Here is a 12,759-nt window from a genome sequence, read left to right on the forward strand (position 1 = left end):
TTTTTGAAAATGGAATGATATCAATGTTTTAGGCTGAGAAAACCAAACGCAAAAACCAGATTGCATGGGAAACCAGTGCTGCCTGTTGTCGTGAAACGGACCTAGTAAATGGAAGGGCTTCGCAACAGTGAGCGAGGCCTTCTGTGTCCCCGATTTACCCGCCTGATCCACTGGAGCGTCTCGCGGCGCTCGGTCTTCCTAACTTCGAAACCCCTAGTGACGCGACCCGGCGGCAACAAAATATGGTTCGGGCGCTAGGCCGAACCGACACGCCATGTGGCCTACTCCGGGGCCTCGAGCGGTGCACTCCTGAGAAGTGCGGCCTGCGCCGCTGCCGAGATGGCTGCCACCACGGGCAGTACGGCCAGCGTATCACCCTCACCCCACAGTCCGACACGTTGTTGCGCGCCCAGCCCGGGCCCCTCCTTGCCCCGACCCTTGTTCATCCCCGGTGGGAGGTACCCCACGAGGCCGGGCCGGGGACGATCTCCATCCCGGCGGTGAAGCAGCACGTAAAGCGCGGCTTCATGCGGCTGACGAAGCGAACCGGCAAGCGCCCAAAGGCGGTCGGTGCTTTCGAGGTCTGTCTGAACCGCGATCTCAATGGCACGAAAACTTGGGCCGGGCAGGTTCACCTCATCGTCGCGGGTGCGACGCGGGATGAGCTTCACGCGGCGCTCGGGGTCGGGACTCGTTATTACCTCCCGCCTTACGCCAAGCCCCTCGTCATTCAGGAAGTTAGCAACACGGCCCGCCAGCAGGCCTACGCTCTGAAGCGGTACGCCGAGCAGCGCATCGCCTACCTCGGCAAGAACGGCCGTCAAGCGCGAAGGCATCTCCCGCTCGACAGCAGTGATCAGCGCATTTTCGACCGCTGGCTCTGCGGGCTGAGCCTTGGAGAGCGCGTGATCCTTGTCGGGTGCAAGCGACTCAATGGGCAGCTCGTAAGCTTGCTGCCATGAGCCGTGTACTCACGAAAGTGCGACTGAAGCCCCCATAATCTCCCAATTTTGGAGCAAATAACAATGTTGTTGCTAGATAATGACAGATAAATAGCTAAAGCTGCAAAAGGATTACGCTGTGAGAATTCGGAAATGTCATCCCAAAACTTCCTCTCCCTTAACCGGTCGTGCCGACCGCGTGAGGCGGCGAGACGGTGAGACGGGCTTGTCTCACCAGGCTCACGCTCCTCGCGTGATCACGCGCGACGCTGCGACCGTCAAAGCCGCCCGTCTTACGCGGCGCGCAATCTCTCGCACCCCCGACATGCCGATCAGTATAATTCGAATCCGCAAGGAGGCTGACGACACTCTACATTACCTCGTTACCGTCAGAATCCGCCGGGGGCGCACCGGGACATTGATGATTAGCAGGACGAGCTCACTTGGCCAGATGGCCAAGGAGATTGGCAGCGTCTCAGAGCACCTCTCCAGCGATCCTGACATCGCCAAGAAACAGGTTGCCGAGCTCATCGCCGCCGCCCCTGAGGGTACCCTGACGGCCGTCGATTATGGCGGCTGGAAGGGGCGCGAGGCTTACATCGGCCCCGGGCTGCGCCGCGGGCGCGGCTGGAACCGATACATCTGGACTGGCACCACTGCCCCAGGCGCTCTTCTGAAAGCGGGTACCTTTTGTGGCTGGCGCTGGGAGGTCGCGGCGCTTTGTGCTGAGTCGAGCTATCTCACTTTCGCGGTGCTAGTGGCGCTCTCCGGCCCGGTCTTCGCCTGGGCCGGTCTGCCCGAGGGAGCCGCGTTTCACTTTGTCGACAAGTGTTCGACCGGGAAGGCTACGACTATCCGTGTCTGCGCCACCATCGACGGCCCACCCGGCAGCCACTCGGATTGGCGACAAAGCGACCACAGCTTCGCCGAGACAGCTGCATCGCGTCGCGATCGCGTCGTAATGTTCAACGCGGCGGAGAAGGCCAAGCGCGCAGATATGCGTGAGATCCTCCCGGGGATCACACACGGCCTCGTGGAAGGCAGTAGCAAGAAATACTCAGCCGCGGTTAAGGCGACCCTGCCGAACTTGCGTATCCGCTCGCCTATTCTGAGCAATGGCAACCGGTCCGGTGCGGAGATGGCTCAGATGGCGGGACTGACCTGGGATGAGCAAGAGGCGGCCCGCTTCATCACTATCCCCGTGCCTCCGCGCGAAGCGGGTGGCCTCGTTGACCGGCCGAAGGTCAACGACCCGGGCTACTCGGCCGACCTCATCAAGCGGCTGGAGGAGGGGATGAAACGCCACCATGGCCGCGTGCTAGGCCGCTGGGTCCCCTATGTCTGGGCGAACCGTGACCGCGTCAACAGTTTAATTGAGAAGTTTGTCGCCGATGTGACGCCTGCGGACGCTCACGAGAGACGTATCGCCGCCAAGTTCGGCTTGATCTATGCGACTGGCAAGATCGCGGTGGAAACTGGGTTTTTGCCTTGGAAAGCGAACCTGCCCGGGCGTGTCGTGCGACGCCTTTATCGCCGAGCCCTAGCAGCTCTCCAGGAGGGCTGTCCGGTCGAGGCGATCGTGGTGCTGCGCGACGCTCTCGACGACGTGGCTGTGTTCCCCATCATCGGTACGGCGACTGAACTTGTCCTCAACGACCGAACGGCCGGCTTTCGCTTCAGCAAGGCAGGCGACGACTTCGTCGCGATCCGTCAGGAATGCCTCGGCGCCGTGCTTGGAGAGACGACGGAGCCGGCGGTGCTGATCGGCGCGCTCGAGGAGGCCGGCGTGATCGAGGCGGGCCATGGTAACCGGCGCGGCAAGCAGGTCCACGTTCGGCTGATAAATCGCGAGAACGGCCGCGTCGTAGCGAAGCCGCGTTGCTTGGTGATGAAGCTGACGACGCTGACGGCATTCCTTGAGGCGGCCGGGCGGGGGCGCCGCAGCGGCGAGGACGCCATCGTTGTGACCTGATAAGGGGTCAGACAACACGGAGACAACCCCCGCGGTCACGAGACTGCGGGGCCTTCCCCCAATGGAAGCCAAGAGTTTGTTGGCTAAATCACAGTCATAATTTTCGATGCACTTCTGTCTTAAGGCTACGCTCGGCCGGCAGGCGTCGCGGTCGGCGACGAGATCTCGGTCATCCAGAAGGACACTACGAATCGTTGGCCGCATATCGGCTCCAAGCGCATCGCGGAGATGCTTAAACGTGTTCATCGCGGCGAAGTTGACATAGCCGCCGCTTTCGCTCTGCTTGTGTCATCAATGCGGACATCTGAGCAGGCAGGACGAAGGACCGAAAGAGGTCGAGTTTGACCAGGTTTCCGATGGCCTTTGAGCGAGCCTTAATACGCAAACGCGCCACAACTCTAACTGCAGCACCTCTTACGCTCCTCGCGGCAGCTTGAATTCAATATCTTACGGAGTCAGCTGCTCTACTGAGGGAAGCGTCACGCCTAGGTACATTACTTTGTCGATCTCGGTTTGCAGCCGTGTGAGCGAGATACCGCGGTCGAGCGTCCCATCGGCCCGCCGTTCGCGTCCGTAGCCACGTCCCACTCCGCCGCCAGCATGGCCGGTCAGTGCATTATGCACTTCTTCGCTCAACCCCGCCTCGCGGCATGCCCGCTTAAAGGTGTGCCGGAACGAGTGAAATGTCTTGGCCGAATGGTCAACAACGTGCACGCCGAGATAGCGGGCGAACCACTTCGTCCAAGCTTTCGCCTTTGGGTCGATGGGCGGAGCGAACGTAGGCCACAGCGGTGCACTTGCTGCGTCTTTGCGCGCGCGCGCAGCGACCACGTTTAGCAGGCCAAGCCGGATCAATTCGCGATGGACCGGCACCGAGCGCGCTGATGATGCTGTCTTCAAGTTCTGGTCAGCGCCCTCGTTCGTGATGTCGAGGTACCAGATCCCCCCCTCGCCCTGCCGCACGTCCCCAATTTTGAGCTGTGCGATCTCAGTGCGCCGCGCGCCGCTGAAGAGTGCGATCAGCGGGAACCAATACGCGGCCTCCCCCTGTCCGCCGAGGGGACGCTCGTGCCGTGCGTAAACTGGTGACGCGAACAGGCGCTGCAGTTCGGCGGTGCTGAAGGGCTCATAGGGCTCGCGCTCAGCGGGGGCGACATCGAACCCAACGTGGAACGGGTTCGTCCAGGTTGGCAGCGACTCGAATAACCCATCGCGCTCGGCACGGGTGAGCATGCCGCTGAGTAGGGCCAGTGTCTTATTGATCGTCTGCGCGTTTCGCCTGGAATACTTACTTAGATCCTGCTTCAGAATCTCGGGGAGAGGCAGTTTCGCCAGTCGGGCGGGCAGCGCCTTGGGCACCCGTGCCAGGGCATCGCGAAAGGCGCGGGCATGCGCCTTTGTAATTTCGGTGATCGGAAGATCGCCATGCAACTCGACGAAGCGACGCGTCGCGCGCCGAGCCTCTGCGATGGAGGAGGGCTGGGGTTTCCTGGCGCCGGTGTTCCGAGCTTCCGACCACAATTCAAGCGCCGCTGTTAGAGGCATTCCTTTTATCTCACTTTGCCGTTCCGGCGTCGCTACCTCATCGCCATCAAGCCGCGCCCGGATGCCGGCGAAGGCGCTGCGCTGGGCCTTCACAAAAGCGAGTTCCAGCTGACGCCATGCTGGGTCGTCCGGATGCAAGAGGGCGCCGCGCTGCTCTACCGCGCGGTTGACAAAGTCACTGATCGCCTCGCCTGGCCGCATCCGTGCAGCTTGGTCCCGGGTTTGTCGGTCCAGTTCCCCGACCAACATCCGGTAGGCGGACAGGTCATCGTCCGTCATGCCGAGACCGTCGTGATATTGGTTCTCGTCTCGCGATAAATCGAGCCCGAGGCCTTTCGCGCGAATCGCTACGTCCGCGGCGAGAAGCTCGATTTCGTGATCACGAGCTATAGCCGCGATTTGATTGGGGCTGATGCTAGCTGTCGGACCGTCGCACAGCACGCGGCGCGCTTGATCAACGAGCCGATGCGCTTCCGCAATATGGAGGAGGACCCGACGTTCGGCCGTAAGGCGATCGTTGGTCTGGAGAGAGCGGATGAGTTCGGTCTTGAGGCGTCCGGCGCGCGCATTGATCAAGCATGCCAGCGGCGCCGGCCAGAAATGAGGGGTGGGCAGGCCCGCGAGATCGTCGGGCAGGGGGAAGCGGAACTCGTAGCGACCGGCGCGGCGCTGAACGAACTTCATGCGACCCATCATGTTGATCCCGTAGCACGCGAATGTAGCACGTGGCGGGAGCCAAACACCTGGAAAACAACATTTTCTGAGCACACAACGCCTTACGCGTTGAGTGGCGCGCCCTACGGGAATCGAACCCGTGTTTTCGCCGTGAAAGGGCGACGTCCTGGACCGCTAGACGAAGGGCGCTCGCGCGGGCTGGGCTTCCTATAGTCGGATGAATCGCAGACGGCAACCGCCGGTTTTGACCCACGGTGCAGTTCGGGCGAAGAGAGGCCATGTCGTCGCCTCCTCCCCGTCTGACCCTCGTCCTGGGGGGCGCTCGTTCCGGCAAGAGCGCCTATGCCGAGGCGCTGGTCACGGCCTGCCCCGCGCCGTGGCTCTATCTCGCCACCGCGGAGATCTGGGACGACGAGATGGCCGAGCGCGTCGGCCAGCACCGGGCGCGGCGGGGGGAGGGATGGATCACCCGCGACGCGCCCCTCGCCCTGCCGGAGGCCGTCGCCACCGCACCGGGGCCGGTGCTCGTCGATTGCCTGACCCTGTGGCTCACGAACCTCATCCTCGCGGAAGCCGACATCGCTGCCGCCGCCGCTTCCCTCGAAGCCGCCTGCGCCGCCGCGCCGGGGCCCGTCGTGCTGGTCTCGAACGAGGTCGGCCTCGGCATCGTGCCCGACAATGCCCTCGCCCGGCGGTTCCGCGACGAGGCGGGGCGCCTGCACCAGCGCATGGCGGCGCTCGCCGACCGGGTCGTGCTCACCGTCGCCGGCCTGCCCCTCACCGTGAAGCCAGGAGCCCCCGCATGACCGACGAGGCCGACCGCCATCGCGAGAAGATGGAGAAGCGCAAGGCCGTTCAGGATGCCGAGGTCGCCGCCAAGACCATCGAGAAGGGCCTGCTCATCGTCCACACCGGCCCCGGCAAGGGCAAGACCACGGCGGCCCTTGGCCTGATGGTCCGGGCGCTGGGGCGCGGCTGGACGGTCGGCATGGTCCAGTTCATCAAGGGCGGCTGGGACACGGGCGAGCGGCACGCCTTCGCGGCCTTCGGTGATCGGGTCACGTGGCACACGCTCGGCGAGGGCTTCACCTGGGAGACGCAGGACAAGGCCCGCGACATCGCCGCCTGCCGCCATGCCTGGGACGTGGCGACCGGGCTGATGGCCGATCCCGCGATCCGCCTCCTCGTCCTCGATGAGCTCAACATCGCGCTCCGCTACGAATATCTCGACCTCGCCGAGGTCGTGGCGGCGTTGCAGGCGCGGCGGCCGGACCTGCACGTGGTCGTCACCGGCCGCAACGCCAAGGCGCCGCTCGTCGAGGCCGCCGACCTCGTCACCGAGATGGGCAGCGTGAAGCACCATTTCGCGGCCGGAGTGAAGGCGCAGGAGGGGATCGAGTTCTGAGCACGCCGCCCCGCTCCCCCCGCGCCCTGATGATCCAGGGCACCGGCTCGGATGTCGGCAAGTCGCTGTTCGTCGCCGGTCTCGCCCGCGTCTTCGCGGACCGGGGCCTGCGCGTCCGGCCGTTCAAGCCGCAGAACATGTCGAACAATGCCGCCGTCACCGCCGACGGGGGCGAGATCGGTCGCGCCCAGGCGCTCCAGGCGCGGGCGGCGCGGGTGCCGCTCTCGGTCCACATGAACCCCGTGCTTCTGAAGCCGCAGAGCGAGGTGGGCTCGCAGGTGGTCGTCCAGGGCCGCATGGTCGCCACGGTGAAGGCCCGCGACTACCAAGCCTGGAAGCCACGTCTCCTGGCCTCCGTCCTCGACAGCTTCGCCCATCTGAAGGCGCAGGCCGATCTCGTCCTCGTGGAGGGGGCGGGCTCGGCCTCGGAGGTGAACCTGCGTGCGGGCGACATCGCCAATATGGGCTTCGCCCGCGCCACCGGCACGCCCGTGATCCTCGTCGGCGATATCGACCGGGGCGGGGTCATCGCCAGCCTCGTCGGCACCAGGGTGGTGATCGATCCCGAGGATGCGGCGATGATCCGGGGCTTCCTCGTCAACCGCTTCCGGGGCGATCCGAGCCTGTTCGCGGACGGAATGCGCCTCATCGCCGAGCGTACCGGCTGGGAGGCGCTCGGCCTCGTTCCGCACCTGCCCGAGGCGGCGCGCCTGCCGGCGGAGGATGTGCTCGGCCTCGCGGGCTCCGAGGCACGGGGGGAGGGGGCCGTCACCGTGGCGGTGCCGGTCATGCCGCGCATCAGCAATTTCGACGATCTCGATCCCCTGCGCGCAGAGCCGGGGGTGCGGGTGGTGCTGGTGCGGCCGGGCCAGACGATTCCGCCGGAAGCCGCCCTGGTGCTGTTGCCCGGCTCGAAGACCACCATCGACGATCTCGATGTTCTCCGGAGCGAGGGCTGGGACATCGACATCCGCGCCCATTGGCGCCGGGGCGGGCACGTGCTCGGCCTGTGCGGCGGCTACCAGATGCTCGGGCGCCGCATCGCCGATCCCCATGGGATCGAGGGCCCGCCGCGCGAGGTGCCGGGCCTCGGCCTGCTCGACGTCGAGACCGTGCTGACGGACGACAAGAGCCTCGTCTCCGTCACCGGCACCAGCGTGGCCGATGGCCTGCCCTTCGCCGGGTATGAGATGCATGTCGGGCAGACGCGGGGGCCGGATGCCGCCCGTCCCCTCCTGCGCTTCGCCGATGGGCGGCCGGACGGGGCAGTCTCGGCCGATGGCCGGGTCCACGGCACCTATGTCCACGGGGTCTTCGCCGACGACGCGCAGCGCGGCGCGTGGCTCGCCCGTCTGGGCGCGCGGAGCGCGGGCGCCTCTTACGAGGCCGGCGTCGAGGCGGCCCTCGACCGGCTCGCCCGTCACATCGAGGCGCATGTCGATTGCGACCGGCTGCTCGCCCTCGCACGGGAGACCGAGCCCGGTCTATAACTCAGAGTAATGAGCCCGCACCTGTCCGGCGACGGGCTCGCTCGGAGGAGGCGGCCATGGCGAGCGGGATCCAGAATCCGGAATCGGACCTCGGCGGGGACACGATCCGTACCGTGACCCTGCGGCTGATGCCGCTGCTCGGGCTCATGTACCTCGTGGCCTATATCGACCGGCAGAACATCTCCTACGCCAAGCTGGAGATGGTGGGCGCGCTCGGCCTCAGCGAGACCGCCTACGGCCTCGGCGCCTCCCTGTTCTTCCTGGGCTATTTCCTGTTCGAGGTGCCCGCCAACGTCTTCCTGGAGCGGGTCGGGGCGCGAATCTGGTTCGCGCGGATCATGTTCACCTGGGGGCTGGTGACGGTGCTGCTCGGGTTCACCCACGGCACGGCCATGTTCTATGGGCTGCGCTTCCTGCTCGGGGTGGCGGAGGCGGGGTTCTTCCCCGGCGTCCTGTTCGTGCTCACCCTGTGGTTCCCGCAGGCGCACCGCGGGCGGATGATCGGCTGGTTCATGATCGCCTCGGCCTTCGCCAACGCCATCGGCGCGGTGGTGGGCGGGGCGCTCCTCAACCTCGACGGGGTGCTCGGCTTCGCGGGCTGGCAATGGGTGTTCCTGGCCACCGGACTGCCTGCCCTGCTGCTGGCCGTCGTGGTCCTCATCGTGCTGCCGGACGGGCCCGCCGCGGCGCGCTGGCTCGCCCCGGCGCAGCGGGACTGGCTCGTGCGCACCCTCGAAGCCGAGCGGCAGGACGGCGGCCTCACCGAGCACGGCAACCCCTTCGCCGCGCTCCTCGACCGGCGGGTCCAGATGCTGGCCTGCGTCTACATCGCCTTCCCCTTGGCGGCCTACGGCCTGAGCTACTGGCTCCCGACGGTAGTGAAGGGGTTCGGGGTGTCGAGCCTCGCCAATGGCTTCATCAACGTCATTCCCTGGTTGGCGACCGCGTTCGCCCTGTGGTGGGTGCCCCGCCACGCGGCCCGGACGGGCGCGACGGGGCAGGCGCTGACGTGGCATGTCGTCGGCCCGGCGCTCGTGGCCGCCGCCGCGCTGGCGCTCAGCGTCGTGCTACCGGGCAACGCGGTGAAGTTCGCCTGCCTGTGCATCGCGGCGGCGGGCACGTTCTCGGCGCAGCCGGTCTTCTGGACCATGCCCGGCACCTTCTTGCGCGGCGCCTCGGCGGCGGCGGGGATCGCGGCGATCAACTCGGTGGGCAATCTCGGCGGGTTCGTGGCCCAGAACGCGGTGCCGATGATTCGCGACGCCACGAGCAGCGACCTCGTGCCGATGCTGTTCCTCTCGGCCTGCCTCGCGGCGGGGGCGGGGCTGATGGTCCTCGTTCTCTCGGCGCTGCGCCGGGACGCGGCGCGGCGAAGTGCGCCGGACGGTGCGGCCACGGCGCGCTGAACGGAATGAGCGATGGCGCGTTGATCTCAGACCGGCACGACGGCTCCGGCGGCCTCGCGAGGCGCGCCTCCTCCGTCACAGCACGACGGCCCGGGCGGATCGCGCCCGAGATGCCGCATCGTGAGCGAGGGTGCTCTCACCACCGGCGGGAGGCACCGGGAGGACGCGGGCGATGAGCAACGGTTACCCCCTGCTGTTTCTGGCTTTCGGCACGATCGGGGCCCTGTGGTTCCTGGGCGCGGCGGCGCGCAAGCAGGTCGCGGACCTGAAGGGCCATCCGGGCCGTTCCAACATCATTCGCGACCATGGCGGCCCGCCGCGGCCGAACATGCCCGGCACGGAGCACTAGCTCACAAGCCGGCGGCGATCCGGCGGCAATGCTCGAGGGCGGCGCCCATCAGGTTGTCCGCCGCCTCCGGCGTGCGGAAGGCCGAGTGGGCCGACAGGGTCACGTTCGGCAACGACGTGAACGGGTGGCCCACGGGCAGTGGCTCCACGCCGAACACGTCGAGCCCCGCCCCGGCGAGGTGACCGGCGCGTAGGGCCTCCGCCAGCGCCTCCTCGTCCACCAGGGCGCCCCGCGCCGTGTTGACGAGGATCGCGCCCGGTCTCATCGCGGCGATCCGCGCGGCCGACAGGAAGCCGCGCGTCTCGTCGGTCAGGAGCAGGTGCAACGAGACGACATCGCTGTCTGAGAGCAGCGTGTCGAGATCCACGAACTCCACGCCCGACTGAGGCCGCGGTGTCCGGTTCCAGGCGATGACCCGCATCCCGATGCCGCCGCAGAGCCGGGCCATCTCGGCCCCGATCCCGCCGAAGCCGACGAGTCCCACCGTCTTGCCCGTGAGCTGGATGCCGCCCGTGCGCAGCCATTGCCCGGCGCGCATGCCGACATCCATCCGGGCGAGACCCTTGGCGGCCGACCACATCAAGGCGAAGGCGCCCTCGGCCACCGCCGTGTCGCCGTAGCTACGGATCAGATGGACCTCGATGCCGAGCTCGGCGCCGAGCGCCTCCGGGTCCATGTAGCTCCGCGCTCCCGTGCCGAGGAACACGACGTGCTTCAGCCCCGTGCAGGCGCGGGCCACGGCGAGGGGCAGGGCGGTGTGGTCGATGAGCGCGATCTCCGCTCCCGCGAGAAGGCGGGGCAGATCCTCGGGCACGGTGTCCGGATCGGCGTGGATCGTGAGCGGCGGATCCTCGGGACGGCGCAATCGCCGCGCCACCGCCGCCAGGGTCTCGTTGGCATCCACGAACACGGCGCGCATCGGGCTCTCCTCGTGGGGCTGGCGTAACACGCTCAGCCTACAGTCTCGCCGCCAGGACGAGCGCCAGCAGTCCCACCACCAGCCCCCCCTGGATCAGGCAAGCGGTGTGGTAGAGTGCGAGCGCCCGGCCGATATCGCCGGGCGTGGCCTCGGCCCTTCCGTCACCCATATGCGCGTCGGGGACGAGGGCGCCGTCGTAGATGCGGGGGCCCGCGAGCTTCAGCCCCAGCGCTCCCGCCATGGCGGATTCGGGCCAGCCAGCATTGGGCGAGCGGTGGCGGCGCGCATCCCGCGCCATGGCCCGGAGCGCGCCGCGCCCATCGGCGCCGTGCAGGAACGCCGCCCCCGCAATCAGTAAACCGGCGAGGCGGGAGGCGGGAAGGTTCACGAGATCGTCGAACCGGGCCGCTGCCCAGCCGAAGGCGGCGTAGCGCGGGGTGCGGTGGCCGATCATGCTGTCGGCGGTGTTGGCGGCCTTGTAGAGCGCTCCGCCCGGCAGTCCGAATGCGCCGATCCAGAAGGCGGGCGCCACGATCCCGTCGGAAAAGTTCTCGGACAGGCTCTCGATCGCCGCCCGGCAGATCGCCGCCTCGTCGAGGCGGTCGGGATCGCGTCCGACGATCATCGAGACGGCCCGGCGCCCGGCCTCGATGCCGCCCGTACGCAGCGCCGCCTCCACCGCCGCCACATGCTGGGACAGGCTGCGCTGCGCGGGCAGGCTGGCGCAGAGCAGGCCGAGAATCAGGAGAGCGGGGAGGGGGCCGACGGAGGCCGCCGCCTCCGAGAGGAGGCCCGCGACCCCGCCCACCACGGCCAGCAGCAGGATCAGCGTGAGCACCCCCCCGAGGCGTCGGCGCCTGTCCGAGCCCCGGTTGAGCCGCCGCTCCAGGGCGGCGATCAGCCGCCCGATCCAGGTGACAGGGTGGCCGATGGCCCTGTAGAGCGCGTCCGGATAGCCCAGAGCCGCCTCGATCCCGAGGGCGATGGCGAGAAGGGCGAGCGTGTCGGGCGGATGGACCATTCGGTGTGGAGCGTTTCCGCGCGTGACGTCGCCGTGATCGCCCATGGCGGCGAACTCGGCGGGCTGCGACAGGCCTTCCCCGACGCGCCGCGGCCGTGGCTCGACCTGTCGACGGGGATCAACCCGGTCCCCTATCCCGTGCCGAGGATCGAGGCCAGCGCCTGGCTGCGCCTGCCCGAGGCGTCCGGCGTCGCGGCGTTGCGCGAGGCGGCGGCCGGGGCCTACGGCGCGCCGGATGCCGGGCATGTCGTGCCCGCGCCAGGCACGCAGATCCTGATCGAAACCCTGCCCCGCCTCGTGGCGCCGACCGAGGTGGCGATCCTCGGCCCGACCTATGCCGAACATGCCGCCGCCTGGCGACGGGCCGGGCACGCGGTGCGGGAGGTTTCGGCCCCGGACGGCATCGGCACGGCGCGGGTCGCGGTGATCGTCGATCCCAACAACCCGGACGGCCGCACCCTGCCGCTCGCCGAACGGCGCGACCTCGCCGGGGTGATGCGCGCCCGGGGCGGGCTACTCCTGGCCGACGAGGCCTTCGCCGACCTGGAGCCCGTGGAGAGCCTGTGCCCCCATGCCGGGCCGGGACTCGTGGTGCTGCGCTCCTTCGGCAAGACCTACGGGCTTGCCGGATTGCGTCTCGGTTTCGCCGTGGCCGATCCCGACACGGCGGCGCGGATCGCCGCGGCGCTCGGCCCCTGGGCGGTGTCGGGCCCGGCACTGGCCATCGGAACCGCCGCCCTGTCGGATGCCGCATGGCGCGAGGAGGCCTCGCGCGCGCGGGGGGCAGATGCCGACCGCCTCGACCGGATGATCCTGCGCGGTGGCGGGTGCCTCGTCGGCGGAACGCGTCTGTTCCGCACGGCCGACTTTCCCGACGGGGCCGGCCTCTACCGGCGCCTCGCGGAAGCGGGCATCGCCGTGCGTCGCTTCGCCGAACGCCCGGAACGCCTTCGCTTCGGCTTGCCGCCGGACAAGGACGCGTGGTGCCGGTTGTCGCGGGTGCTCAAGTAAGGGAGAGCCCAGGGGCCTTGCCCCC

Annotated in this window: 11 protein-coding genes and 1 tRNA gene; 8 read left to right on the forward strand and 4 right to left on the reverse strand. The window is 67.9% G+C overall.

What is annotated here, in order from left to right:
• Window positions 1–500 precede the first annotated feature (500 nt).
• Both J4O73_RS19240 and J4O73_RS19245 read left to right on the forward strand, forming a co-directional pair.
• Window positions 501–962 carry a hypothetical protein gene (locus J4O73_RS19240; RefSeq protein WP_426219963.1) on the forward strand — a complete coding sequence of 154 codons (462 nt, stop codon included), beginning with the start codon at window positions 501–503 and terminating at the stop codon, window positions 960–962.
• Window positions 963–1,392: 430 nt separating this feature from the next.
• Entirely contained in the window at window positions 1,393–2,913 is a 1,521-nt protein-coding gene (locus J4O73_RS19245) for a DUF927 domain-containing protein (RefSeq protein ID WP_426219965.1), read from the forward strand.
• A 447-nt stretch (window positions 2,914–3,360) separates the two neighbouring features.
• On the opposite strand, the gene J4O73_RS19250 is transcribed toward J4O73_RS19245, so the two are convergent.
• Together J4O73_RS19250 and J4O73_RS19255 are read right to left on the reverse strand one after the other, a co-directional pair.
• Window positions 3,361–5,142, reverse strand: a complete 1,782-nt coding sequence (locus tag J4O73_RS19250; RefSeq protein ID WP_426219967.1) for a DUF6538 domain-containing protein — start codon at window positions 5,140–5,142, stop codon at window positions 3,361–3,363.
• Between the two features lie 104 nt (window positions 5,143–5,246).
• Window positions 5,247–5,322, reverse strand: a tRNA-Glu gene (locus tag J4O73_RS19255).
• A gap of 89 nt (window positions 5,323–5,411) precedes the next feature.
• On the opposite strand from J4O73_RS19255, the gene cobU reads away from it, so the two are divergent.
• The 5 genes from cobU (at window position 5,412) to J4O73_RS19280 (ending at window position 9,783) form a co-directional block, all read left to right on the forward strand.
• A complete protein-coding gene (gene cobU, locus J4O73_RS19260; RefSeq protein WP_426219969.1) occupies window positions 5,412–5,939 on the forward strand; it encodes a bifunctional adenosylcobinamide kinase/adenosylcobinamide-phosphate guanylyltransferase in 528 nt (175 codons plus the stop codon).
• Window positions 5,936–6,538, forward strand: coding sequence for a cob(I)yrinic acid a,c-diamide adenosyltransferase (cobO, locus tag J4O73_RS19265; protein ID WP_426219971.1), 603 nt, complete (start codon window positions 5,936–5,938; stop codon window positions 6,536–6,538). The genes cobU and cobO overlap by 4 nt, the downstream gene beginning before the upstream one ends.
• A 29-nt stretch (window positions 6,539–6,567) precedes the next feature.
• On the forward strand, window positions 6,568–8,028 hold the full coding sequence (locus J4O73_RS19270; protein WP_426219973.1) for a cobyric acid synthase: 1,461 nt from the start codon (window positions 6,568–6,570) through the stop codon (window positions 8,026–8,028).
• Window positions 8,029–8,084: 56 nt separating this feature from the next.
• Entirely contained in the window at window positions 8,085–9,434 is a 1,350-nt protein-coding gene (locus J4O73_RS19275; RefSeq protein WP_426219975.1) for an MFS transporter, read from the forward strand.
• Between the two features lie 172 nt (window positions 9,435–9,606).
• Window positions 9,607–9,783, forward strand: a complete 177-nt coding sequence (locus J4O73_RS19280; protein ID WP_378973174.1) for a hypothetical protein — start codon at window positions 9,607–9,609, stop codon at window positions 9,781–9,783.
• Window position 9,784: 1 nt separating this feature from the next.
• On the opposite strand, the gene J4O73_RS19285 is transcribed toward J4O73_RS19280, so the two are convergent.
• The gene (locus tag J4O73_RS19285) at window positions 9,785–10,702 is read right to left on the reverse strand and encodes an NAD(P)-dependent oxidoreductase (protein ID WP_426219977.1); all 918 of its coding nucleotides are present in this window, start codon (window positions 10,700–10,702) and stop codon (window positions 9,785–9,787) included.
• A 37-nt stretch (window positions 10,703–10,739) separates the two neighbouring features.
• On the reverse strand, window positions 10,740–11,723 hold the full coding sequence (cbiB, locus tag J4O73_RS19290; RefSeq protein ID WP_426219979.1) for an adenosylcobinamide-phosphate synthase CbiB: 984 nt from the start codon (window positions 11,721–11,723) through the stop codon (window positions 10,740–10,742).
• Between cbiB and cobD the strand changes: the two genes are divergently transcribed.
• Window positions 11,715–12,734 (forward strand): threonine-phosphate decarboxylase CobD, encoded by a 1,020-nt coding sequence (cobD, locus tag J4O73_RS19295; RefSeq protein WP_426219981.1) that lies wholly within the window; start codon window positions 11,715–11,717, stop codon window positions 12,732–12,734. The genes cbiB and cobD overlap by 9 nt on opposite strands.
• Window positions 12,735–12,759 lie beyond the last annotated feature (25 nt).

The sequence above is a fragment of the Methylobacterium sp. NFXW15 genome (genome assembly GCF_049887755.1).
GTDB lineage: Bacteria > Pseudomonadota > Alphaproteobacteria > Rhizobiales > Beijerinckiaceae > Methylobacterium.

Excerpts from the sequence above, each read along its gene's own strand:
- J4O73_RS19245 (WP_426219965.1), top strand. The coding sequence starts at position 1,393 with ATGGCCAAGGAGATTGGCAGCGTCTCAGAGCACCTCTCCAGCGATCCT.
- J4O73_RS19250 (WP_426219967.1), bottom strand. The coding sequence starts at position 5,142 with ATGAAGTTCGTTCAGCGCCGCGCCGGTCGCTACGAGTTCCGCTTCCCC.
- cobU (WP_426219969.1), top strand. The coding sequence starts at position 5,412 with ATGTCGTCGCCTCCTCCCCGTCTGACCCTCGTCCTGGGGGGCGCTCGT.
- cobO (WP_426219971.1), top strand. The coding sequence starts at position 5,936 with ATGACCGACGAGGCCGACCGCCATCGCGAGAAGATGGAGAAGCGCAAG.
- J4O73_RS19270 (WP_426219973.1), top strand. The coding sequence starts at position 6,568 with ATGATCCAGGGCACCGGCTCGGATGTCGGCAAGTCGCTGTTCGTCGCC.
- J4O73_RS19275 (WP_426219975.1), top strand. The coding sequence starts at position 8,085 with ATGGCGAGCGGGATCCAGAATCCGGAATCGGACCTCGGCGGGGACACG.
- J4O73_RS19280 (WP_378973174.1), top strand. The coding sequence starts at position 9,607 with ATGAGCAACGGTTACCCCCTGCTGTTTCTGGCTTTCGGCACGATCGGG.
- J4O73_RS19285 (WP_426219977.1), bottom strand. The coding sequence starts at position 10,702 with ATGCGCGCCGTGTTCGTGGATGCCAACGAGACCCTGGCGGCGGTGGCG.
- cobD (WP_426219981.1), top strand. The coding sequence starts at position 11,715 with ATGGACCATTCGGTGTGGAGCGTTTCCGCGCGTGACGTCGCCGTGATC.
- cbiB (WP_426219979.1), bottom strand. The coding sequence starts at position 11,723 with ATGGTCCATCCGCCCGACACGCTCGCCCTTCTCGCCATCGCCCTCGGG.